The organism is Paenibacillus sp. SAFN-054 (genome assembly GCF_051966755.1).
Taxonomy (GTDB): Bacteria; Bacillota; Bacilli; order Paenibacillales; family Paenibacillaceae; genus Paenibacillus_AQ.
The window spans coordinates 268,594-293,882 of record NZ_JBQCKS010000004.1 but is presented as its reverse complement, the minus strand read 5'-3'; the positions used below and the strand labels follow the sequence as shown (position 1 = coordinate 293,882).

Annotated in this window: 17 protein-coding genes and 1 riboswitch; of the genes, 14 read left to right on the top strand and 3 right to left on the bottom strand. The window is 54.6% G+C overall.

Annotated features, from left to right (window positions below):
- Positions 1-16 precede the first annotated feature (16 nt).
- The 7 genes from ACTHPM_RS19995 to ACTHPM_RS19965 all read left to right on the top strand — a co-directional run bounded on the left by ACTHPM_RS19995 (position 17) and on the right by ACTHPM_RS19965 (position 13,053).
- On the top strand, positions 17-3,406 hold the full coding sequence (locus ACTHPM_RS19995) for a tubulin-like doman-containing protein (RefSeq protein WP_440397018.1): 3,390 nt from the start codon (positions 17-19) through the stop codon (positions 3,404-3,406).
- 2 nt (positions 3,407-3,408) lie between these two features.
- The gene (locus tag ACTHPM_RS19990) at positions 3,409-5,844 is read left to right on the top strand and encodes a transcription initiation factor TFIID (RefSeq protein ID WP_440397019.1); all 2,436 of its coding nucleotides are present in this window, start codon (positions 3,409-3,411) and stop codon (positions 5,842-5,844) included.
- Positions 5,845-5,883: 39 nt separating this feature from the next.
- On the top strand, positions 5,884-7,164 hold the full coding sequence (locus tag ACTHPM_RS19985) for a VWA domain-containing protein (protein WP_440397020.1): 1,281 nt from the start codon (positions 5,884-5,886) through the stop codon (positions 7,162-7,164).
- A gap of 19 nt (positions 7,165-7,183) precedes the next feature.
- A complete protein-coding gene (locus ACTHPM_RS19980) occupies positions 7,184-7,828 on the top strand; it encodes a beta-mannanase (protein WP_440397021.1) in 645 nt (214 codons plus the stop codon).
- Positions 7,829-8,463: 635 nt separating this feature from the next.
- Positions 8,464-8,637 carry a hypothetical protein gene (locus tag ACTHPM_RS19975; RefSeq protein ID WP_440397022.1) on the top strand — a complete coding sequence of 58 codons (174 nt, stop codon included), beginning with the start codon at positions 8,464-8,466 and terminating at the stop codon, positions 8,635-8,637.
- Between the two features lie 28 nt (positions 8,638-8,665).
- Positions 8,666-9,928, top strand: a complete 1,263-nt coding sequence (locus ACTHPM_RS19970) for a hypothetical protein (protein ID WP_440397023.1) — start codon at positions 8,666-8,668, stop codon at positions 9,926-9,928.
- Positions 9,928-13,053, top strand: a complete 3,126-nt coding sequence (locus ACTHPM_RS19965) for a GAP1-N2 domain-containing protein (protein ID WP_440397293.1) — start codon at positions 9,928-9,930, stop codon at positions 13,051-13,053. Before ACTHPM_RS19970 ends, ACTHPM_RS19965 begins: the two co-directional genes overlap by 1 nt.
- A 77-nt stretch (positions 13,054-13,130) precedes the next feature.
- Here ACTHPM_RS19965 and ACTHPM_RS19960 read toward each other — a convergent pair whose 3' ends face one another.
- Entirely contained in the window at positions 13,131-13,538 is a 408-nt protein-coding gene (locus tag ACTHPM_RS19960; protein ID WP_440397024.1) for a VOC family protein, read from the bottom strand.
- A gap of 267 nt (positions 13,539-13,805) precedes the next feature.
- A riboswitch (purine riboswitch) is annotated at positions 13,806-13,905 on the top strand.
- Between the two features lie 63 nt (positions 13,906-13,968).
- Here ACTHPM_RS19960 and ACTHPM_RS19955 point away from each other — a divergent pair.
- The 7 genes from ACTHPM_RS19955 (at position 13,969) to ACTHPM_RS19925 (ending at position 23,001) form a co-directional block, all read left to right on the top strand.
- On the top strand, positions 13,969-15,399 hold the full coding sequence (locus ACTHPM_RS19955) for an NAD(P)/FAD-dependent oxidoreductase (protein ID WP_440397025.1): 1,431 nt from the start codon (positions 13,969-13,971) through the stop codon (positions 15,397-15,399).
- A gap of 238 nt (positions 15,400-15,637) precedes the next feature.
- On the top strand, positions 15,638-17,167 hold the full coding sequence (locus ACTHPM_RS19950) for a stalk domain-containing protein (protein WP_440397026.1): 1,530 nt from the start codon (positions 15,638-15,640) through the stop codon (positions 17,165-17,167).
- A 19-nt stretch (positions 17,168-17,186) separates the two neighbouring features.
- Positions 17,187-19,391 carry a FecR domain-containing protein gene (locus ACTHPM_RS19945; RefSeq protein ID WP_440397027.1) on the top strand — a complete coding sequence of 735 codons (2,205 nt, stop codon included), beginning with the start codon at positions 17,187-17,189 and terminating at the stop codon, positions 19,389-19,391.
- A gap of 323 nt (positions 19,392-19,714) precedes the next feature.
- On the top strand, positions 19,715-21,043 hold the full coding sequence (locus ACTHPM_RS19940) for an MATE family efflux transporter (protein WP_440397294.1): 1,329 nt from the start codon (positions 19,715-19,717) through the stop codon (positions 21,041-21,043).
- 11 nt (positions 21,044-21,054) lie between these two features.
- Positions 21,055-21,297, top strand: coding sequence for a hypothetical protein (locus ACTHPM_RS19935; protein ID WP_440397028.1), 243 nt, complete (start codon positions 21,055-21,057; stop codon positions 21,295-21,297).
- Between the two features lie 76 nt (positions 21,298-21,373).
- On the top strand, positions 21,374-21,964 hold the full coding sequence (locus tag ACTHPM_RS19930; RefSeq protein WP_440397029.1) for a TetR family transcriptional regulator C-terminal domain-containing protein: 591 nt from the start codon (positions 21,374-21,376) through the stop codon (positions 21,962-21,964).
- A 125-nt stretch (positions 21,965-22,089) separates the two neighbouring features.
- The gene (locus ACTHPM_RS19925; protein WP_440397030.1) at positions 22,090-23,001 is read left to right on the top strand and encodes an SDR family NAD(P)-dependent oxidoreductase; all 912 of its coding nucleotides are present in this window, start codon (positions 22,090-22,092) and stop codon (positions 22,999-23,001) included.
- A 119-nt stretch (positions 23,002-23,120) separates the two neighbouring features.
- Here the strand turns inward: ACTHPM_RS19925 and ACTHPM_RS19920 are convergent, their stop codons facing one another.
- Positions 23,121-24,506, bottom strand: coding sequence for a sensor histidine kinase (locus ACTHPM_RS19920; RefSeq protein WP_440397031.1), 1,386 nt, complete (start codon positions 24,504-24,506; stop codon positions 23,121-23,123).
- Positions 24,503-25,180, bottom strand: coding sequence for a response regulator transcription factor (locus ACTHPM_RS19915; RefSeq protein WP_440397032.1), 678 nt, complete (start codon positions 25,178-25,180; stop codon positions 24,503-24,505). The genes ACTHPM_RS19920 and ACTHPM_RS19915 overlap by 4 nt, the downstream gene beginning before the upstream one ends.
- Between the last annotated feature and the right edge of the window lie 109 nt (positions 25,181-25,289).

Here is a 25,289-nt window from a genome sequence, read left to right as displayed (position 1 = left end):
CTCAGGAGGGGAAACGATGAAACCGGTAGTAAGAGAACATATACAACAGCTCGACGTATCGCTTGGCGGAGGGATCGTCAGCGAGAAAATCCGGGTCGACACGATCGACAATCCGATTTTGATTATTGGCCTTGGAGGTACGGGGATCGATGCGCTTTTGCGCCTGAAATACCAGATCAACCGCCGCTTCAAGCTGCCGGAGGACCCGCTCTCCAAGAAGAAGATGGAGAAGCCGTCCAACGTGGAATTTTTGGCTTTCGAAACGAACGAGCAGGATAAGAACAAACGCTACAAGGGCGTCGGGCTGGACTCCATCAACGAGTTCGTCCTTCTCTCCAACGCCGAAATCGGCGGCCTGCTGCAGAACCGCAGCATTTTGGAGCCGTACATCACGGACTGGCTGTCGCCCGAGCTTAGCATTACCGATGGCATGAACGGCGCTGCCGGCGTGCGCCAGGCGGGACGATTGCTGCTGTTCACGAAGATCAATCAGGTCGTGCAGGCGATCGATAAGAAGATCAAGACCCTGTCCGTGGGCACCAACAAAAAGCTGATGGTGTTCCTGTTGACCGGCCTTTCCGGCGGCACGGGCAGCGGCTGCTTCCTGGACATTGCGTACATCGTGCGCGGCATTATCGAACGCGACCACGGGTCCGCGGGCATCGACCGCGTCAACACGCTCGGCTACTTGTTCACCCCGGACGTGAATCTGTCCAACAAGAGTCTGAGCGAGCATACGCGCGAATACATTAAGAAAAACGGCTACGCTGCCCTCAAGGAGCTCGACTACTGGATGAACGTCGATGCCCGCGGCGAGCGCTTCAAGCAGCAGTACGGCAACATATTGACGGTCAATTCGCCGCTGCCTCCGTTTAACCTTTGCCATCTGATTTCGGCTACGAATACGGAGGGTAAGCTGCTGGAAAACGCGTATGACTACTGCATGAACGTCACTGCGGAGAACATTACGAACTTCATGGCCAGCGAGGAAAAGCAGTCGGGCGAGGAATTCGCCATTCATGACTATATCAGCAACATCCGCACGAATATCGCGCAGATGAACAAGGCCTATCCGGCCAACTATGATTACAACATTATCGGTGCCTCCTCCGCGGTATTGCCGATCGAAGAAATGACGACTTACCTGGCATATCGCCTGTTCGGCAAAATGGAAACGATGTTCGAGAAGGCGCCGAGCCAGGAGGACGTGGAGAAGTTCGCCCGCAAGCTGGGCATTGACCTCGACACGATGATGAAGACGTTTGAATCCCGCGTGCCTGAGCCGCTGCCGGGTTACCAGAACAGCGAACGCCTCAGCTACACCAACGTGGTCAAGAACCAGGTCATCAACATGGATACGGAGCTGGAGCAGAACTTCCTGGCCCGTGCCCGCGAGGAATACATCAAGGCGAAGAAGCAGCTGCCGGGCGAAATCGTCGAGCAGTTCAGCGATCAGGTCCGCCGCATCTTCCTGCATCCGGAGCAAGGGCCGTTCTACGTATCGCGTCTCTTGTATACGGAGAAGGGCTTCTGCCTTCTGAAAATGCTGCTGTCCTACATCGAAGCGCTGCGTGAGAATCTGACGCGCATTCCGCGCGACATCGAGTCCGCGAGGGAGCAGGCGAATGATCGCCTGGGCGACGCGAAGAGCGCTTTTGTATCGAAGGACAAGAAAAAGAATGTCTACATCGAGGCCAAGATCAATGAATACTGGCTGATGGCGGACGTGGAACGCACGGAGCAGATGATCGAGTTCTATGAGGATCTGTACGACCTGCTCAACCAGGAAAACAACCGCATTTATAATGTATATACCGAAATTCTGAACGCGCTCAACGCCATTTTTGCCAAAAACGGGGACATCCTCCTGAGCGGCGAAGAGCAGCAGGATCATAAAGGCAATAAGACGTATTACTGGAACATCGTGAGCGTACCTGACATCTCCAAGGTCATCAATAAGATGATGGAGCAAAAGGACGTGGAGGATCTCATCCGCGACTTTGCCCAGGAGCTGCTACAGCACTCCAACCAGTGGATCAAGGAGCAGGAGATCGACATTGTGAGCTCGATATCCGACTTCCTCACCGAAAAGTTCGGCGACCTGATTACGAAGTCGATGGAGGATTTCCTGGTGATGAAGTTCGGCCAGGAGGAATCGATCGAGAAATTCGTGGAGCGGAGCATCGCCAGCAAGCTGGACGAAGAAGCCGTGCCGGTATTCCATTTGAGCAACAGCGCAGGCAATCTGTACTTCCCGTCCTGGGGTTTTGTGTCCGTGCCCGTGCAGGCGCCGAGCATCCTCAAGGGGATTCGCAATTACCAGAATAATTCCGTCGGCAAATCGCATTTTACGGTGAAGGAAAGCGAAGTGAAGAACCGGATTTTCTGGCTCAACACGAAAAATGGGGTGCCGCTCTTCGTGTATACGCCGCTGAAGGTGTTCGAAGAAAGCTATGAACGCACAATTCTGGACAAGGAAGGCATCGGGCGCCACTTGGTGCAGACCGACCGCGCCAACTGGACGTATCTGCCATCACCGATTCCGGAAAAATCATGGGGCGAAACTTACGTGAATCCGCGGGTTCAGAGCTATAATGCCCGTGTGCGTACGGAATTCGAGCAGGCGCTTGGCTACAAGGTCATCGTGCAAAAGGATCTCGACCAGAATACGAGCAACCGCTACGCGGTCATTCATACGAAGCCGTTTGATCTGAACGATGTGCTGCGTGCTTACGATATGCAGCTTACCGCAGCCAAACCGAATCTTGGCGAGGTGAAGCGCGCCGTTACCGAGCTGAAGCGTCTGTTAGACGGCGGTTTGGACCAGGAGAGCACGAAGGATATTTTCGGCAGCATCAATGAGGAGCTGGCCAAGGAAAACCTGATCCGTTCGCCGGAGCAAATTACGCGCGTCCGCGCCGAGCTGGCGAAATACCAAGCGATTGCGGCCAAACTGCAGGAGCTGGAACAGGTGATCAGCCAGAACCAGGACGAAGAGAAATGGCTGGATCATTTCATCGAAGCGATGTATACGGGCACGATCACGAAGAAGGGCGCGCTGTACGTGTACGACCGTGATCTGGAAGAGGAATCCTGGGAGCCGTTCGCCAATTTGATGAAGAGCGTCAACTACGTAGAGTATGAGGTTTACAAGCATTTCCGCGGACTGGATGAGCGAAGCCGGAGCACGCTGCTGCGCAAAGCTTCCCGCCGCGATAACGAGCTGACCGCCTCTGAGGATATTTCGCCGCTGCTTGCCAAGCTGGAAGAGCTGGCCGAGAGTTTCCTGGATGCGCGGGACCGTCTGGAATACGAGAAGGTGGAGCTGGCTGACGGGGAAGAACGCCATCAGTTCTATAAGCAGGTTTCTTCCAAATTAAACGACATTCGCAGAAGGTTGAAATAGCGATGGATCAATTATTGGAACGGTTCGCCGCGGATTATGCCGCCGATCAGGATAAGCTGTCGGGTAAGGGAGATGACCAGAGCAGCATTCATTACCCGGCCGTGTTTCTCTTCATCGGGGATAAAACGGCGGGTGCGATCGAACCTGTGATGAGAATCAACCATAAAAAGTGGGATAACAGTGCAGGCGTCATGTATTTTCATGTCGGAACCGGAGCGGCGAACGGGAATGCCGCCGGATCCGGTGTCTCTGCGGGATCACCGCGAATGGGTGCGATCTCCGGGCAGGAAACGCTGGCTGGAGAGCTGCGCCTCAACCGCTTTGTGATGACGTCGACGCCGTCCGGCCATGACGCCAAAACGCTGCGCAAAGAGCTGTACCAATCCTTTTACCGGGATGATGACCAGCTTTACGGGCTTAACCGGGCGCTGCGCCAGCTGAGCTACAACATAGCAGACTACGGGCGGCTGTATTCGTCATTCGACCGTATTCACCTCTCTGTCATTACGCGGGTCGACGACCCGCTTAATGTGTTCATACCCGAAATTTCGCTCTTGGCGCAGTCGATCTTCGCCCAGTCTTTTAAATCGGTGCAGATGGATCTGTATGTGCTGATCAGCGAGCGGGACCAGATGGAGGCTTTCGGATACGGGAGTTCAGCGGGCGTCGCTTTCCTAAGAGAACTGGAGCTGATGCAAAGCCCGGATTACAGCTTCTCCGCAAAGCTTCACGTCACGGAGGACGGCTTGTCCATCCCGGTGACGCATTCGTCTGCTCCGTTGTTTGATCTGGCGTATGTGCTTTCCGATAAGAACGAGCGGGGGATTTCCGCTTCCGGCGGTATGCGCGACAACTACGAGATCATCTGCCATCTCAGCCTGCTCAAGAACCGGAAGCAAAAGGAAAGCCATTATGACATGAACACCGGGGGCTACAACAACACGTCCTTCAAAAATAACATCATGGCCGAATCCGGACGCCAGGGCTATGTATCGGCCGGATTCTCGCGCGTCAAGCGCCCGAACGAGTCGATTGCGCTCGCGGTGCTGTATCACTTTTACAGCGGCCTGCTGCAGCGCATGCAGCATTTGCCGGAATGGGGACTCAAGGAGAAGATGTCCTTCTTTGGCCTGGATCCTGCCTCCGTATCGGAGAAGGCGGCGAGACTGGTTCCGGACAGCGGTAAAATCGCCGAGATGACGGGCATGATGACACATCCGGTAAGCTATGGAAGCTTAAAGCGCATGACGCTGCGCGAAGCGGAGGAAGCCTTGTTCGGCGGCGGCTGCGAAGCGTACTTCCAGAGCAATTATGCACAGGAAGCGATGCAGAACCTGGGACGCCTGCAGGCAGGCGAGGAGCTGCGTACGCTCATTCGTCACCGTCTTCGCGATTCATCCGGAATCGGTATTTTCGGCATTGCCGAATGGACCGATGAGCGAAGCGGCGCGGGCAGCGTGCTCGAAGCGGTGCAGGGGCGCATCCGCGACCTGGCCGGGCATCTGGATTCCGAACGGGCGCAGCTGGAAGGCGATTATGAATCCCGGGTCGAAGAGCAGCCCTTTCCGAAGCGGCCGCTGATGGAAAAGCATAACGTCCGCAGCTTTATCCGGTTCTTCTTCGATACGGTCTACCAGCGGAAGCTGGAGCTTCTCCGCCTTGAAACCGAGCTGAAGCTGTACCGCCGCTACGAGGCGGAGCTTGGGCGGATTCATTCGGAGTACAAGCGCAAGGCGCTGGAGCTTACAGATCTTCAAGGCGTGCTGCTGGATGCGGCAAGGGCAAGCATTCGCACAGCTGACGATTATATCGGACAGAACATCATGGAGTATTACGGCGTGGTCACGGCCGAGCTGATGAGCGATCTGGAATCCCGGCGCGGCCCGCAGGCCCTTTTTGAAGAACGGTATATGGGAAGCATCACGGAGCTGCTGGACGAAGGGCGCGGGAAGATTATTGCTCGCCTCATCGAGGTATGCCGGAAGGAGCTTCTGGAATCGGAGGCCTTCGACCAGACCTTTGAAGAGGAGCTGCTCAATCGTGCCAATGTCACGACAGAATACGGCAACAGGCAGGTCTTGTCGAAAGAGGAGCTGTTCAAGAAGCTGTACCGGACGCTCGAAGAGAACGCGGTCATCAATGTGCGGCTGCTGGAATACACGCAGGAGCACCGCTACGAGGAGCGTTATTTCTTCGGCGATGCGGAAAGCGAATTTATCCGGTATGCAGCGTCGGCGGATGAAACCTCGCGCATTTACAAGCTGGGCGTCGTGCATGAGAAGCGCAGCAGCGGCGTCGAGAAGCTGAACATCATGGGCGGGTTCCATCTGGAAGACCTGATGTACTACCGTAACGGAAGGGTCTACTACGAAACGTACGTCCAGAACGGCTACGAATTCCACGGCATTGAGGCCGACCGGCTGCCGGAGCTCCGGTAGTAGTAGCTTCGATCCCATTTAGGAAAGGAAGCATGTCATATGCAGCGAAAATTAAATCTGCTCCTGCTGCTCTTCAGTCTGATCGGGGGCGCCGTCGGCTTTGCCGTCGGGGAGATCATTCTGGATAAGTGGGGCGGCGATTGGCCTTGGATCATCGTGATCGGCTTGTACTTTGGCCTGCTGGCCTTGTTTATCGGGCTTGGATGCCTGGTCGCGGAGATCGTGTCGCCGCGGCTGAGCGGCCCATCCTGGAGACAGCGCTACACGGGCACGTCATGGAAGCTGCTCGTACCGGCGACGCTGGTCATGCTGTTCGTGGTCGGCCTGGGTCTCGAGTTCGTATATGAAATCAACGCGGGCGGAGCCAAGCCGGTGAAGGATATCGCGCTCGTCATCGATAACTCGGGCAGCATGCAGCAGACCGACCCGGATGACGGGCGGTACGCTGCCGCGAAGGATATGATCAACCGGATGGATAGCGACAACCGGGTGGCCGTGATGGTGTTCAACGATCAGACGAATTTGCTGCAGCCATTTATGAGGGTGAAGAACCAGGCGGCCAAGGATCAAGTGATCGGCGAGATCGATGCGCTCGAAGCCACAGATGGTGGCACCAATATCAGCCTGGCGTTGTCGGATGCGATGCAGCACATCCAGGACGAAGGCGATGCGGGACGCGGTACCATGGTTGTGCTGCTCTCCGACGGTGTCAGCGACGTGGACCTCAATTCGGCGCTGGCGCTGTACAAGCAAAAGAACGTGCAGGTGAACACAATCGGACTGAGCCTGGTACAGGCGGACGGTTCAAGCCTGCTGAAGTCCATCGCCCAGGAAACGGGCGGACAATACTACGATGTGCAGAATGCCGGCGATTTGTCGCTGGTGTTTCAGAAAATTTATAAGGATGCAGGCGAGCGCACCCTCGTCACCGAGCGGACAGGACCGCAGCAAAACAGCATGGTGTATCTGATTCTGCGCGTGGCTTCGCTGGTCGTCATCGGCGCGGCTATCGGCCTCGCGCTAGGACTTATCTTCGATAACCGCTACCTGGCCCGCAGCTTTGGGGTCGGGGGCGCGGTGTCCGGCCTGCTCGCGGGCTGCGTGCTGGAGTTCGGATTATCCGGCGGCAGCGTAAGCGATCCGGTGATTCGCTTCTTGTCCTGCCTTGTGCTTGCAGGCGTGCTGGCCCTCTTCACTGCGGTCATTCCGGTGAAGGAGAACGGCAAGCTTGACGGCGGACTGCAGCGTCCCGGTTCGGCTGGGCGCTCGCAGGCCGGCATGGCGGGGCGTCCGAAAAACAACAGCAGCAGAGGATTTTGATACGGGAGGCGAATGAAGGATGAGATTCATCGATGCGGATATCAGCTCCATGCTCATTCGCGGCGTAACCCATCAGCTGGATGGAGACCGCTGTACGCTCCGCTGGCGCTGGCCGGAGGATATTGCGGCGGTCTACATCGAGCGCAGCATGGCAGGCGAAGAGCCGATGCCGATGACGCAAAGGCCGGACATGAGCCGGCTGCGGCTCTACACCCGGAATGAGTACAAAGCCGCGAGCGGCTTTCACGACCGGATCGATGGCGTCGGCAAAGTTGTGTATACGATATATGCCTCCACCGAGACGGAGGACGGCCCGGCGCTGATCCGCCAGCATGACGGGCAGAACCGGAAGGAGTTCAGCACCGGCAAAGCCAAGGTGTGGTTCTCCATCCGGCAGAAGAGCGGTTTGTTCCAGAAATACAAGTCGGTGCAGATCAAGGTAACGACGGAGATTCCGATTCCCAAAGAGGCGCTATGCTACGTGAAGAAGGAAGGAAGCTATCCGGCGAACAAAGAAGACGGCACGATGTATCCTTTCGTGATGGACTTCGAGGCCGGACGCAACGTGCTCCCCGTCATCGAGGTGGGAAAAAACGATTATGTGCGCTTGTTTTTTACCGATGGGAAGCGGTATGGGCAGGTATATGAATTGGTGCCGGAGTAACGCTGGCTTCTGTTGAAATCGCGTTATTCGATTTCGGTGCAGCGCTCCGGATGCGGATCATTCTTCCGATCGCTGTTGCCCCTGGATTCCAATTATCTTAACTCATAGGTAGGAATCCAGTGACAAAGGCGAACACTCCGTTTCTCCAGAATGATTCCGCCTCCTCCGCTGGAGCCCATTTGGTAATAGCGCGACTTCAAAGGAAGTCCCGCTATTCCTAAGGGTATTTGTATTTAGAGATGGCTGATTCTAAAATTGAATCAGCGTTAGTTAATGGGATGAAATAGATTGAATACGCCATGCTTGTGGGCGGAATCGGGAAGCCTCTGGTTACTTAATGCCAATCTGGCAGCGTTCGCTTGGATAGATTTCGAAATTTAGCGAGAGATTTATCTTTTTCAGAAGTATAAATAGATAGTTATGAAGATGAATGATAGAGTTTGTTTATGAGGTCAAAATGGGTCCATAGCAAATCCATACCTGAAGTTCTATTCTTTTAAGAAATACATCCATGAAAGTTCAATTATTTATTTTATAACGAGTCGGTTCTGAGACTCGTTTCAAAGATACCACAACCAAATGCATAGCGAAGCGGAGGGGACGGAATCGTTCTGAAGAAGCGTTAGCGTTCGCCTTTGTCTCCGGATTTCTCCCCTTACAGGGACTCAATCAAGAAATCTGGAGACAACAGCGATCGGAAGAACGATCCGTCACTGCAGCGCAGCGGACGCAAGAACGAACGATCCGTCACTGCAGCGCAGCGGACGCAAGAACGAATGATCCGTCACTGCAGCGCCTCCTATGCATAACCCATTTTAAGGGGGAAGAAAGAAACCCATGGGCATTTTCGATATGTTCAAAAAGAAAACGATGGCCGAGCCAAGGCCGCTTTTTTACGATATTGTATGTCCGTACTGCTTCAGCAAATTCGCGCCGGACGAGGTCGTATTCCGCGCGGCGCACAGCCGCGAGGACGATGAGGATTATGCGCTGCAGGAAGACGAGGCGCTGAATCGTTATCGTGACCGCTTTGGTCTGGATTCGGTATATGATATGGAGGCCATCCTGCGGCCAGGCGATATTCCGGAGGAGCATCATATTTATTCCGACCATGTCTTGGTCGGACTGAACGACCGTTACGGCGTGGTCACGCGCCACCGGCTGTGCCCGAAATGCCATAACGAGCTGCCGGTGACCTCCGGCAAGGTGCCGAGCAATATCATTTCGATCATCGGCGCCTCCCAGGTCGGCAAATCAGTGTACATGACCTCGCTGATCCATACGCTTCAGCATTCGACGGCAGACCACTTCAATGCGGCCTGCATGCCGCTGAACGCGGAGATCAGCCGCAAGTTCCGCACGATGTACGAGGAGCCGCTGTTCGAGCGCGGGGATCTGCTGGCTTCGACGCAGAAGGAACGGATGCAGGAGCCGTTCATTTTCCAGTTCGTGTTCAAGGATGAGACGAAGCCGCCGCTTACGCTGGTGTTCTTCGACGTCGCCGGCGAAGGCATGGTGGACGAGGACTACCTCGGCCTGCACGGACAGCATATCAAGAACTCTGCGGGCATCCTGTTCATGGTCGACCCGCTGCAAATCCGTTCCATCCGCGACAAAATCCGCATTCAAATGGGCGCCGAGCCGGGCGAATGGGTGTCGCAGTATGACGAGCCGCGCGACGTGGTGCTGACCATGTTCGGCGACTTTATCGCGTACGAGGATAAGGGCAAGACCGACATCCCCACTGCGGTCGTGCTGACCAAAAGCGATATGCTCCATTCCCTGAAGGACGAGGATGGAGAGTACATCAAGTCCAACAGCAACGTGTTTAACAATATGGTTCACCGCAGAGCGTTGAACCTGACGGAATTCGAGAATATCGACGGCGAAATCCGCCGCTTTATCGAGAAGGTCGACCGTCCGTTCAAAGGCACGATGGACGTGTACTTTTCCAATACGGCATACTTTGCGGTATCGGCACTGGGCAGCAATCCTGTAAACCAGAAAATGCAGTCCGTCGTCAGCCCGATCCGCGTCGATGAGCCGTTCATCTGGCTAATGTATAAATTGAAGTATATTGAGGGGAGAGACGAAGCGTGATGTTGACCCCGAATAAGGTCCAGCAGCAGATGTATACGCGCGAGCGCCGCGGCATTTTCCGTACGACGGAGGGCTTCGATACGATTGCGCGCTCACCGGGACTGGATCCTTCCTACATCAAAAAAATGCTGCATCCGCTATGCCATTACGATGCTCCGGCCGAGCTCATGGCACGTGCCGAGAAAGAAGGGCAGGAGTATCCGGATGCGCTGCATGTCATCCATACCGAAGGCGGGGAGACGATCGTCGGCCGGAGCGTGTACCAGCCGGCGGATTTTACAGGCCTGCGCAGCGCCTTTTTTACGCATAATTACGTGATTCCCGCGGAGTTCAAGGATTCGCCGGAGACGGATTATCTCGCATGGCTGAATGCTGCCTTTGCGGAACGTTATGATATCGAGCAGGGCATGGAGCTGCCGGAGCTGGAGGCGATTCCTTCCAGGGAGCGGAGCGGAAGCCTCACACGGGACGAGGCGCTCGGCCTGCTGCAGGAACTGCGCATCGATGAGCAGGTGTTCAAGCAGCTGTTGTTTGCGGCGATGGCGTCCGTGGCCGGCAAGAAGAAGGTCTATATCGTGCTGGATGTGGCGATTGAAGAACTGTCTGCGAAGGCCAAACAGCTTATGGCGCTGCTCTTTGCCAGCCTGCCTTACGGTATCCGCCGTCAGCTCGGATTCGTGACCTACGCGAAAGAGCCGCTGAGTAAGAAAGGCATCCAGATCACCTTCGTGGAAAAGGGCGGCCTGCGTCTGAACGACCGCAGCATCGAGAAGGATTTTCTGTTCGAGCTGGCCGCAGGACGGGTGTTTAACGCCGACCTCGATTGGGATGATCAGCCGTATCTTGATTTTGCATGGGATAATCTCGGCAATCCGGAGCGTGCAGAGCGCTTCTATCAGTTCGCCGCGCAGATGCTGAAGGATATGGAGCCGATTCGCCAAATCGCGATTGTCAGCTATCATGAGCTTGCGGTTCTTTTTCAGATGGAAGAGGGCAATGTGAAGCTGTATGAGAGCGGCAAGCTGCCCGTGCTGCGGGCCATGCTGGATTATTTGGCGCCAGCTGGAGCGCTCACCGCCAAGATGCGCCTGAATGATCTGTTCCTGGCGAGCTTTGACCTGGAATTTGACCTAGTGAAGCTGGGCGAAATTCCGGACTTGGAGGTCATGGAATGCATCAAGGACTACTACCGGATCGATAAGAAGCATAGCGAACGGAAGATTGTTGAATATTTTATCCGGACGTTGAATAACGCCATCTCCAAAAACCGCCAGGATCTTCTCTCAGCCATCTATGCGATGATCGAGAGCGATTCCGAGCTGAGCCGGGCCTTTTTTGGCAGAGTACTGGCAAGTCCGGGGCTGCCAAGGCTGCTCTTTGATCCATACATCGAGAACCGGTTGAAAAAGGCGCCGAAGGCGCGGGATGTCGTTGAACTGCTGCATCGCTGGGTCTTTAACCATCCGGTCGTGCTGGAAAGCGAATTTTTCACCAAGCTTGCGGAGTCGCAGCTGGCGGACAAGCTCCGCAAAGAAGCGGAGCCCGTCAAGGCGGTGAATCAGGTGCTGGACATGCTGGACCAGCTTGATCAGGATCCTCATCATGGTTTTGCTATGGTGGAGGGCGGATCGTTGTTTGTGGACCGGTTAATGTACGCGGCCAACCTGTTCCTGCTCAAGGACATCCAGGTGGACAAGCTGACGAAGGAACAGCTGCTGCAAATCGGCTTTTTGAACATACCGAAGGAGTTCCGATCCTGGATATCCAGGTTCGATTCCCGCACGCGTTCCAAAGGCGAGGTCATGCTGGCGGCCTATCAATGGTTCTCGAATCCGCAGCCCGAGCTCTCCATTCTGAAGGAGCTCTCTCCGGCCGAGCGGGATGAGGTACAGAAGCTGGCGCAAAATTGGCTGCGGCTGGAGGTTGGCCCTTCCCGCTTCCCGAGCATTACGATGGCCTTTTATTATGATGTGGAAACGGAAGCGGTGGACTATAACGGGCTGGTGGATTTTCTTCACAAGCATGCTCCGAATCCGGAAACGGTGTACGAATTTTTCCAATGGTCGGCGGCAGAGCCAGCGTTCGTACGTCCGCGCGGACTCGTACCGGCTTATGCGACGGCGATCGTGAACTATTTTAAAAATGACGATCCGACCGCTTTCAGAAATAAAGAATATGTCCGCAAATATTTTGATACGGCAGCTCCGGTACTGAAGCCGGTCTATGCCAAAGTGAGAAGCGAGCAGGCTTCCCCGCTTGTGAAATTATTGCGCGGCAATCCAAGGGTCCTCCGGCTCAGCTCCGTGCTTATCCTGGCCATTGTCGTGATCGGAGGCATGCTGATCGTCATTAAGGCGAACGGCGGATTCGTGAAGGAGGAGCCGGTGAAACCGCCGGCCCAGGCTGTAAAGCCGCAGGAAACCGTAGCACCGCCGGTTGAGCCGGTAAAGGAGACGGAAGTACCTGTGCTTACCTCCAAAACGCTGAAGAACGCCGACAAAACCCGGGTGACCCAGCTGGTGTTTCACTTCAAGCAGCCGGCGGCATGCCGTGACTTTAAGGCGGATGAAGTCACCGTGATGGGGAAAGACGGAAGCATTATATTGGAGGTGCCGACGCCGAAATTCGTTCAGCAGTGCGCGGCCGACCCGGTCCAGGATCAAGGCGCAGGTTCCGGCAGCGGAACGGATGCAGGCACGAATGGCAGCGCAGCGAAGGACGGTTCGACCGGCAACGAGGGTGCTGTTGACGGCGCAGGCAGCGGCGATGCCCAAGGAACGAGTGCCGCAGGCGGAGCATCGTCGGATGAAGCGGCTGCAGGAAACGATTCAGGCAGCGACGCAGCTGGAGGCACATCCCCGGACGAGCTGGATGGAGCTAAGGCCTATACCAGTACGGTGACGCTCAAGCTCATCAAGAAGCTGGATACCTCCAAAGTGGACAAGGTCCTCGTGGATAACGTGGCGTATACGATCATTCCGGAAGACGAGCTAGGCAAGACACCGCCCCCGGACAGCTCATTGGACGATTCGCAGAGCTCCACGGAGGGCGATGCGGGAGGCGCTGCCACGAATGATACACAGGATAGCAATCTGAACAATACGCAGGATAGTGGTAAAAAATAATCAGGCCGAAACGCCAAAAGAGTGTCCTTCATCCAAAATGCGGTGAGGGACACTCTTTTTCTTTTTTATCTGTGCTGCTACGCCTTTATCTGCGGCGAATCCGGATGCATTTCCATAAACTCGATCCGGTTGCCGTCGGGGTCCTTGGCCCAGCACTGCCAGTTGTGATCCTTGCCCTGCATCGGCTCGACATCCAGCGTGACCCCGGATGCTTTCAAATGCCCGGCAATTTGCTGAATGCTGTCGACTTCAAGGCAGAGATGCGAAAATCCGATCGGGTGGTCGGTGCGCTCCGGCTTGTTTTGCCCGCCATAAAAGAGCTCGATAAATTGGCCTTCGGTGATCTTGATGTACTCAATCCAGGGTTGCCCTTGATCATCTTCGATAGAAAATGCCTTCTTGAAGCCGAGAATGCCGCAATAAAAATGCAGGGATTGCTCCATATCCGCCACGTCGAGTGCCAAATGTCCGATTCGTTTGATCATGGGATAACCTCCTGTAATGGGTCTTGGTTTGAATTGGTAACGCATTCATCGTAATCAAGGCCGGAGCGAAATTCAAGGATAAATGATCCGGGGGCGCCGTGACGCTCTGATCGCAAGCATTGAGCTTATTTGAAGTAATGTTCGTCTTTTTCTTATAAAATAATATATTATTATTCCTATATTAATTATTTTACCGCTAAACACGAATTATTATTTGTGATCATGTTGACTTATTCGCTTTTGTCCGGTAAACTTACCTGTGTTGTTGATTATATGTTGGTTATTGTTCGTATATCCTCATTGATATGGTTTGAGGGTTTCTACAAGAGACCGTAAATCTCTGGCTACGAATAGGCTGCTATTGGCATACCTATTCACTTGTCAGGGATTTTTTTTGTGCAAACCACTCACCATTTTCAGGAGGTTCATGATGAATAAATACGATGTCATTGTTGTTGGAGCCGGTCCGGCCGGTATTTTTGCCTGTTATGAATTTGCGCTGAAGGCGCCGCATTTGAAGGTGCTGCTGGTGGATAAGGGGCATGATATATACCGCCGCAGCTGTCCGATACTAGAGGACAAAATCAAATTGTGTCCTCCTGCCGGGGGCCGGAAGGAATTTGCCGGCTGCGTGCCCGCCTGCTCGATTACGGCAGGTTTCGGCGGGGCCGGCGCTTACAGTGACGGGAAGTTCAACATTACCACCGAGTTTGGCGGCTGGCTGACGGACTATCTGTCACCCTCGAAAGTGATCGATCTGATCCGTTATGTCGATGGGCTTAATCTGGAGCATGGCGCAACGACGAATATTACCGATCCGACGACGGACGTGATCCGCGGCATTGAGCAGCGCGGCTATGCTGCCGGACTCAAGCTGCTGCGAGCGCAGGTCCGGCATTTGGGCACGGAACAAAACCTCGAAATCCTGAAATCCATATACGAGCATTTGAAAACGCGCATCGACATGATGTTTAAGGCCGAAGTCGAGGACATCGTGACGACCAAGGACGGCAGTACCCATACGGTACACGGCATCGTACTCAAAAACGGGGAGACTTACGAGGCGGATCGGATCATGATTGCACCCGGCCGGGACGGATCGGGGTGGCTTACCTCGATTCTCAAAAAGCGCCGCCTGAAAATGTATAACAATCAGGTGGACGTGGGGGTCCGCGTGGAAACGTCGGACGTGGTCATGCAGGAAATCAATGAGCATCTCTATGAGGGCAAATTCATCTTTAACACGTCGGTGGGCACCCGGGTTAGAACCTTCTGCAGCAACCCTTCCGGCCACGTCGTGGTAGAGAACCATACTGGAGCGATGGCTGCCAACGGCCATTCCTTCAAGGATCCGGCGCTCGGCTCGAACAATACGAATTTTGCCCTGCTGGTATCGCATAAGTTCACCGAGCCGTTCGACAAGCCGAACGAATATGCGCGCGAAATTTGCAAAAGGGCCAATGACTTATCCAGCGGAGGCATCATCGTCCAGAAGTACGGAGACATTCTGCGCGGCAGACGCTCCACGGAAGCACGGATCAAGGAAGGTTTCCTGGAACCGACGCTGAAGGAAGCCGTACCTGGAGACTTGGGACTGGTGCTGCCATATAACACGATGAAGAGCCTTGTCGAAATGATGCAGGCCCTGGATCAGGTTACGCCGGGCATTGCCTCGGAGCATACCCTGTTTTACGGGGTCGAAGCGAAATTCTATTCGGCCCGTCCGAAGCTGTCCGAGACGCTGGAGACGGAAATCCGCGGACTTTATTGCGGCGGGGACGGTGCAGGCATTACCCGCGGCCTTGCCCAAGCAGGAGCCGCCGGCGTCTGGATTGCCCGGGGCATCGCCGAATCGCTGTAAGCTGACAGCGATTATCTTGTTAACATAGAATTGATTAAAGGTCCGCTGTTAAGGCGGGCCTTTTTTGGCTTCATGTCGAAGTTTGCACAAAAAACGAAAAAATTTAAGCTTTTTAAATTCATTGCAAACATATATAGGAATTATTTACTTTTTCGTGTGGGACATCCGATATATGATTTATCTAGCATCTAGAACGGACTATAGGGATCGGAATTCTAAGAAAATGGAGGACAACGAATTGCAGAAAAAACGAAGCCGAAAAATAGGGGCAGGAGCTGCCGCCCTTTCGCTGCTGCTGGCACTGAGTGCGCCAACAGCCGTTTTGGGAGAGGGGAGCCGCCCGGAACAAGCATGGGCAGATGTGAAAACGCTGCCGGACTTGCCGACCGCCTCCGGAACGGGCAGCGGGCTGGATCTGATGCCGCAGGAATGGCGGATCACGGAGCGCTCCTTGGCAAGACCGGATGGTAGCGTCCTGCTGACAGATGCGGTTCATCATGTGATATGGAGCATCAAAGACGGTCAGAAATCGATCTTCGCCGGACTCGAGCTTCCGCTTGGTTATGATGGGGCAGGCCGGCCGCTGGGGTCTTTCTGGGATGGTGAGGCAGGCAAATCCTATTTTAACAAGCCGATGGGTATGACCATGGACGCTGAGGGGAACGTCTACGTCGCTGATTCGGGGAATCATGCGATCCGCAGGATCGACACGAAGGGACAGGTAACAACCATTGCAGGCAGCGGCGTACAGGGCTTACAGGACGGAAAGGGCTCAGAAGCGCGCTTTCGGGCTCCAGAAGATGTGGCGGTCGCCAAAGACGGCACGGTCTACGTCGCGGATACGCTGAACCATGCGATTCGTAAAATAACGGCGAGTGGCGAGGTAAGCACGCTAAATGCCGTTTCTGATCGCGCGGCCGAGGTTTACCCGGGCGTGGTATCCGCTGCCGGAAGCTACCGGGACGGGGCGCTGGCACAGGCGTTGTTCAATGAGCCCTCCGGACTGGCGCTGGATGACAAAGGGAACCTGTTCGTCAGCGATACGGGCAATCAGGTGATCCGGTATATCGATTTCAGCGCGGACAAAGTGACGACGATCGCAGGCAGAGTGAATCCGGATTACGTGAACAACGCTGCGGCCCTCTACGCCGAGGGCGGTTATCAGGATGGAGCGGTACTTCAGGCGCAGTTCCGTTTCCCGAAAGGCATCGCTTGGGTTCAGGAGCAGCAGCAGTTGTATGTAGCGGATTCCCACAACGGCGTCATTCGCGTGATGAAGGACGGCCAAGTACATACCCTGCTCGGGTCGCTTCAGGGCGAAACGGGCAAAGCGGACGGCACAGAAAAAAGCGCAAGGCTGGATCATCCGGAAGGCGTGAGTGTGGCTGCGGACGGATTAAGCGGATGGATTACGGGCAATGGAACCCGTACCTGGAGTATGGTAAATCTGCCGGCAAACCGCCCGAACACCGGGACGGCTATAGCTTATGAATCCCGGTGGCTGTCGACCCGGATCGAGCCGAATAACGGCGTGTCCATGGTGCCTCTGCGAGATGCTGCTGCGGAATTGGGTTATACGGTTTCCACCATTGGCAAAGACGGGATCGTACTGCAGCAAGGGACTGATCAAGTTGTGCTCGAAGCGGCAGCCGGAACCTATACGCGTGATAATAAGTTCTATGTTCCGATTCGCCTGCTGGCGGATCGTCTCGGCAAGGATACGGAATGGCTGCAGGCCCAGCGGGTCATCCTGATTCGGGATAAGTAGGGGGATAAGGAGGATGAGAATGAAAAGGAATCATTTAAGCGTTAAAATGACCGCCTCGGCAGCCGCGCTTCTGCTCGGGCTGTCGGCTTTTGGAGGCGCTGCTTCGGCTTCCGCCGCAGATGGCCGCGTGATTGTCATCGGCGAAATCAAAGGCACGGCATATATCAGCCATGGCGGGGCCAAGCAAATCCGTGCTTATACAGGCATGGAGCTGAGAGCCGGGGACCGCATTATCAGCGGTAACGGCGGCATCACGCTATCCATACCCGATGAGGGGGATCAAATCACGCTTGCGGCCAATAGCGAACTTGCCGTGCTGCTGCTGAACGAATCGGGCGGGCACTCGGCCACGAAGCTGCAGCTGCTGCGCGGTGAGGCTTTTACGGAGGTCCATGACCTTACCCGGTCCAAGGATGTATTTGAGCTTAGCCCTCCGGACCAAAAGCTGGAGATTAAAGGGACCCAGTTTTACGTGCATGTAGACCCGGTCACAGGGCAGTCTACGGTAATGGTTGCCGGAGGCGTCGTGCAGGCAATCCCGCAGAGCAATCCAAGCAATCAAAGCAATCAGAGCAATCAGATTAACCCATCCGGCAGTGTACTGATTTATCCCGGCCAGCAAATTTCTTTGCCTTCCGTTCCAGGGCCCATGGAGCGGCCGGAGATAACCTATATGGATCCTTCCACGATCGTATCATCCGCGTCGCCCGAGATCATTCAGGCTATATTGAAAAACATGGCGGCGATCAATGAAGAAAACGAGAGAGTGCTCCAACAAATGATAAACAATTATATGGAAAGTGCGATGGAAGCGCAGAACGCTATGCTTCAACTGAAAAATCAGGAAGATCTTTCGAAAATGATGCAGAACCTGTATGCGTTGATCGCAAATATCGCCAAACAGGCAGGGGAACAAGGGAAGATATCGAATAGCGATTTGCAAAAAATGATCGATGAGGCCAACAAACAGATCAAAGATCCTTCCAAGCAGATCGATCTCAATCATATCCCTGCATTCGAGCTGCCTAAGGACGCTTTGGATGAGGCCAAGAAACAGCAGGAAGCTCTGAGGCTGAAGCTAAAGCAGGAAGAAGAGCTGAAGAAGCGCCAGCAGGAAGAGCTGAAACAAAAAATGCTGGGGGATCAGCTGAACAAGCTGAAAGAGCAGAAGCAGAAGCTAGAAGAAGCCAACAAGAAGGCGCAGGAGGAAGCGGCAAACAAGGCGAAAGAACAGCTGCTGAAGCAGCTGACGGATGAGCAGAAAAAGCAGTTCGCGCAGGAAGAGGAAAAGCGAAAGCAGGATGAAAATCGCATGGAGCCTAAACCGGCTTCCGCGCCGCAGCCAGCTTCGCCAAGCCCTTCATCGGGCGGAGACTACACACCGAGTCCGCCGGTAAATCCTCCTGTAGAAGCGTTGGCTTTCAAACTGAATTTTGAAGGAGATCCTACGGGAGAGCGTATGGTTGGAGAGAATCATAACCTGGACTTTACCGTTACCTCGGAGAAGATCGATCCGGACACGAAGGTAAAGGTGAAGGTGACCTATACACCGGATCGGGATATCAGCTTTGAGGGCATTGGTTACTACTATACGTATAGAGACAAAAACCTCATGGGCAATATTGGCGCCGATGGCGTAACCCTCGATGACGACGGCAAGCCTTTCACGCTTCGCGAACTGGCGGAAAGTCCAATATCTCTTCGCACCATCTGGAGCACGCCTGCCAAATACACCTTTAAGATCGAGCTTATTCAAGCCGGGGAAACGGAAACGTCCCTGGGTTCCTACACGCGCTCGTTTAACGTAAAAGGGTATCCCCTGATTGAGGGTAGCGCAGGTCAAGATAGGTTGGAACACGAATTGGCACCCCCAGCGAGCGAGGATCCTGCTAAATTGCGACTGGAGCTGAGTCTTCGGAAAGTCGAGGAGAATAACAGCGAAGCAGCGACAGGACAGCATTTTCAGCTGCAATACCGCGGTCAAATCATCGGCTACAGTGTAAGTGACGATGACGGGATGATCGAACTGAACGCTCCTGTAGCCGAAGGGGATCAGACGGAGGAGGAAGGCTTCAAGCTCGTGTGGTTCATGCCGGAACTCGGGGAATATGACCTGACCGGTCGGTGGTTTATTAGGGGCGAAGAAGGCGAAAGCGAGCCGACATACGTAGGCGAACCATTCCGTTATCATTACTCCATTAAAGCTCCTGAAGGTACTTCATAATTGTTCGTGGCATAGCTCGATTCATAGCAGATCAAGATCCGGGAGGAATATTTCTTTCCGGATTTTTTATTATATATTGAATTTTAATAAACATTAAAATATAATGTCTAAGTAATTATCAAACACATAAAATAATTGTCTATTAAAAATGAATTAAGGAGTATTTTGTCGTCCATCCGTCTTTCTTTAGTTCATCGATAGGCCCAAAAGGAGATGTTTACATGAGTTCGTCCCATCAAGCCGCTGAGCATGCGGCCGATTCCCGAAGGCCTGGTGCGTCGCCCCAGGTGAATTCCCAAGTCCAGACAGGCGTGTACCGCGCCATGATCGCCTTTCTGATCCCCCTCCTTCTCAGCAATGTCCTGCAGTCCGTTGGCCAGCTGGTCGGCACGATCGTTGTCGGACGCTGGATCGGGGTTGACGCCCTGGCGGCAATATCCGCCTTTTTCCCGCTCTTTTTTCTGCTCGTGTCGTTCGTGATCGGGATCGGTTCGGGCAGCGCCATCCTGATCGGTCAGGCGTTCGGAGCGGGCAATGAAGAGAAGCTGAAAACGATCGTAGGCACGACGCTGACCTTTACCTTTCTGCTCGGCATCGTGCTGGCGGTGGTAGGCGGAGTTTTCACGGAAGATATTTTGCGCATGGTCGGTACGCCGTCCAATATTATGGATGTTACCGTGAACTATGCCCGCATCATGTTCTGGAGCCTGCCGGTCATGTTCCTGTATATGGTCTATACGACATTCATGCGGGGAACCGGGGATTCCAAAACGCCCTTTTACTCCCTGATCGTCAGCACAGTGCTGAATCTGGCATTCCTGCCGGTCCTGATTTTCGGTTGGCTGGGCCTGCCGGAATGCGGCATTTACGGAGCGGCGTACGCCAATTTGATTTCGACCGTCATTACGTTCATTCTTCTCTTGATGTACACACACTGGAAAAAGAGCCCGCTTCGCCTGGACGCGTCCGTTCGCCAGCATTTGGGCATGAATAAAGAGATGCTGAAGCTGCTGCTCCGCTTGGGCATACCGTCCAGCGTCAGCATGATTCTCGTATCGCTATCCGAAATTGCAGTGATCGTGTTTGTGAACCGGTTCGGCTCCAATGCGACAGCGGCTTACGGTTCTGTGAACCAAGTGGTAAGCTACGTGCAGATGCCGGCAATCAGCCTGGGCATGACGGTGTCCGTCCTGGCCGCGCAGTCCATCGGCGCCAAGCAGAATGGCCGTTTGAAGGAAGTCATCCGTGCGGGCATCGTCCTGAACTATATCATTGGCGCCTTGCTGATGATCCCCATCTATATTTTCTCGAAAAATATTTTGTCCTGGTTTATCACCAGCCCCGAGACGCTGGATATCGCCCATCAGCTCTTGGTGATCACGCTGTGGAGCTACCTGATTTTCGGGCATGTGCAGATTATCGCGGCGACCATGCGCGCAAGCGGCGTCGTGCTGTGGCCGATGATTTTCAGCGTCATTTCCATCTGGTGCGTCGAGGTGCCTGTTGCTTACTACCTCTCCTACCATACGAGTCTGGGCATCCGCGGCATCTGGCTGGGCTATCCGGCGGCATTTATCGTGAGCATGATACTCGTGTATTCGTATTACTGGTTCTCCTGGAAAAACAAACGGATTACGAGCCTGGTCCAGTAGGGCCGTGCTTCATGAAGTCCGGAAGAACAAAGCGGGTGAACCTGCCTGATTCTCCTAAGGCATGGGTACCGGCTTCAAATATAGGTAAAGCAGTGCGCAAGGTTGGCCTTTCCGAGGCCTGCCGCGCAGCTGCTTTTTCTTTTTTTAAAGGAGAAAAGTCTGTTCAATGGGATAAGGCGATGCAAATCGAGGGGACATCCCTTCATGTAGGCCCGACACAGAATCGTTACACCTTTCCGGTTGCCGATGGATAAAATTTGAAATATACTCAGAATAGAACAATCGTTCAAATAAGGAGCTTCAAAGCTTGAAAAGTTGGAAGGGTTTTGTGTGAATAAACGTCATTACAACAGCGAGGAAACGCGCCAGGTCATCGCCGAGAAGGCGGCGCAGCTGTTCGCCAAGAAGGGATTTGCCGGAACGTCGGTCGCGGACATTTCGCGGGAATCGGGATTCAGCAAGGGGCATATCTATTACCATTTCGAGAATAAAGAAAAGCTCTTTGTGCACCTGTCCCTGGAGACGATGCGGCATTGGGGCGAGAAGTGGCAGGCGGTTGCAGGCTCGTACAACACGGCGACCGAGAAGCTGTACGGCATGGCCCATTTCGTCATGAACAACTACAAGACGCCACTGCTGCCGGTCGGGCAGGAGCTCGCGATGAATCCGAACACTTCGCCCGAGACGCTGCAGGCGCTGCAGGGATTGGCCGTCACGCCGATGGCTGCCTATGCGGCCATCTTTCGCGAAGGGGTGGCGAGCGGAGAATTCGACATCGACAACGTGGAGGAGACGACGCTCTTGTTCGGCAGCTGGATGGGGACGCTGTGCCAGTTTACGCTTACGATGGAAGGGGAGCCGCTGCAGCGTTTGTTTCAGCAGTCGGTGACCATATTTGTGGGAGGCATACGGAAAAGGTAATTCCTGTTCCGGCGTGCTTTCCGCCATTCACATTAGAACGATTGTTCTAAAAGTTCTAATTGCATACACGACAATCCACATGAAAACCAATCGATCGATCACATTCAGAAGGGGAGAAAACGGCTATGGAAAATCAACGGACGACAGCAGATGGGGCAGCGGAGACGACACTTCAGGCAAGCGATCGGAAAATAGCAATCATCACGGGAGGAGCATCCGGCATCGGGCGCGCGCTATGCACGGAAGCTGCAGCCCGGGGGATGGTCGTCATCGTATCGGATATCAATGAAGAAGGCGGCAGGGAGACGGTTCGGCAAATCCAAGCGGCTGGACAGGGCGAAGCCCATTTTGAAAAACTGGACGTGAGCAGCGCCGAGGCCGTTCAGGAGCTCGTTGACCGGGTATTCCGCACCTACGGAAGGCTTGACTACATGTTCAACAACGCCGGCATCGCGATGTATGGGGAACTGTGCGACATGTCGCTTGAGCTGTGGCATAAAATCATGAACATCAACCTGTGGGGGTCAATCCACGGAACGCATGCGGCCTATCCGCTGATGAAGCGGCAGGGCTTTGGCTATATCGTGAACACGTCTTCCGCCACCGGGCTCGGACCGGCGCCGATGACCTCCGCTTATGCGACCACCAAGCACGCCGTCGTGGGGCTGACCACCTCGCTGCATTATGAAGCCGAGGCTTACGGCGTCCATGTCAGCGCATTATGCCCGGCATTCGTGGACACGCCGATTTATGCCTCAGCCGATGCCGTCGGCATGGACAAGGATAAGATCAACGAGCAGGTGGGCAAGCAAAAGTCGATGAGTCCGGAGCAGTTCGCGAAGATTGCCTTTGCCAAAATTCACCGTCATGAGGCCGTTATCTGTCCGATGCCGATGCGCCGCACCATGGACGTCTTCTTCATCCTGTTTCCGGCGCTGCACCGTAAGCTGATGCGGCTGGTGTGCCGAATCTCCAGGGAGGCCAGCCTCAAGGGGAAGCCGGGGACTCCGGTGGCAGATACGACGAGTGCGACGTAAACGACCAATGGTGACTTGCGCGCCAGCGTGTTGTTCACCCTGTGATTGGATTCCAGGATCATCCGTTGGCTCGGAGTTCATGCTGCCTGATCATCCGGTTGGGAGTGAAAGGGCCCGCGTCACAGCTTGGGTAGCGTAATATGAAACGCAGTGCCCGCACCTTCCCGGCTTTCCACCGTAATCGATCCGCCGTGCATAGTGATAATTTTGTGCGTGATGGCAAGCCCCAGCCCGCTGCCGGTCTCGCCTTCGCGGCGGCTGCGGGCTTTATCCGCCTTGTAGAAGCGGTTAAAGATATGCGGGAGATTCGCTTCCGAAATGCCGATGCCCGTATCTTTGAAGTCGACGTAGCAGTGATGCTCGTCCTGATGCAGACGGATCGAGATCATGCCGCCTTCCGGGGTGAACTTGACGCTGTTGGTCATCAGATTGACCCAGACTTGATGCATCAGCTTTTGATCCGCGGTGATATTCACTTCGGGCAGCTGCACGTTTAACGCGAGCTCCTTCTCGCGCCAGCTCCATTCGGTCGTCATCAGCACCTCTTTGATCTGGTCGGCGACGTTGAAGACAGTCTTCTCGAGCGCCTCATCTTCCTTATCCAGCGAGGCGAGCATGAGCAGCTGCCTGCTCATCTGCGACATGCGCCGCGCTTCGCTTTCGATGACTGACAAGTAGTGCTTCCGCTGTTCCTCGTTTACCTCGCCGGACTGCAGCGTCTGAGAGAAGCCTTGAATGGAGGAGAGCGGCGACTGGATTTCATGCGATACGTTGGATACGAACTCCTGGCGCATCGCCTCAAGCTGCTCCAGTCCCTTCGCCATCTGGGAAAAGTGGCTTGCCAGCCGTCCGATCTCATCCTTGCGGCTCACGTTCAGCTTCAAATGGTAGGTTCCCTGCGAGATGAGGCGCGTCGCTTCGGTCAGCTTCGTGATTGGATGGACGATAAACCGAGTGCTGATCACAACAAGCACAATGCTCAGCAGAATAATCAGCACGACGATGACCGCCAGGAAAATATGCAGCTCGCCGAACAGCATATCGATATTGGGCCGCACGAACAGCGCATATGTCTCAGACCCGTTCTGGAGCGGAACGCCGATCGTATTGATCAGCGTATTATCAAAAAATCCCGTGATGAACGCCTTCGAAGGGAAATGCTTGATGCCGTGGTATACCTCGCCTGCCTGTACCTGCTCGACGATGGAGGGCGAGAGATCCTCGCTCCGGAACGTCCCTCCGTAGAAGGAGCCGCTGCCGCGGGGGTCCGCGACATAGATTTGATAGCCGAGCGTGCCTATATTTTCGAGGTAAGGCTCCCGTTCCTGGACGGGGTTATTTTCGTAGAAATGCTTGATGCTTTCTGCCACCTTCGTGACTTTGCTGTCATTTACGGGCTTAAGCTCGTATTGGTAAAAGATATTGGCCGCCACGAACGCGAGCACGCTGCTCAGCATCATGACGGCGATCGTGGTGAGGACGATCCGCATATACAGCGATTTCACTTTTTGGCCGCCTCCAGTTTATAGCCGACGCCGCGCACCGTGCGGATGCTGAAATCATCGGTCAGCTCCGCGAAGCGCTCCCTCAGCCTTTTGATATGGACGTCGACCGTCCGGTCGTCGCCTTCGAAATCCGCGCCCCAGATCAGCGATATCAGCTCTTCTCGGCTGAAGGTGCGATCAGGAAAGCTGGCCAGCTGCGTCAGCAGCTCGAATTCCTTCATGGGCAGCATGAACATATGGTCCCCGCAATGCACCATGTAGTTTTTGGCGTCGATCACCGTATCGTTCAGCCGGATGACCTGCGCATTCACCATCTGATAGCGGCGCAGCAGCGCCTTGATCCGGAACACCAGCTCCTTGGGCTCGAAAGGCTTGGTCACGTAATCGTCGGTGCCTGCCGTGTACCCCTTTTCCTTGTCGGGCAGCTGATCCTTGGCCGTCAGCAAAATGACGGGAATCCCGTAGTCCTGCCGAATCTCGCTGCACAGCTGCAGGCCGTTCTTGCCCGGCATCATGACATCGATCACCGCCAGGTGGATCTGTTCCCGGGACAGCACCCCGGCCGCTTCGTTTCCGTCAGCAGCCTCGACCACCGCGTATCCTTCATGCTGCAGGACATGCCTGAGCAGCTCCCGAATATGTACATCATCATCTGCGACTAATATATGAATCATGAGGTCAACTCCTGCCTGTCCGTTGTCATTCGTCACTATGTATATTATACCTGTAAACATGGCTTGTTCACACGTGGTTAGAGTGCAGGGTTCGTGGCAACAATCCGAA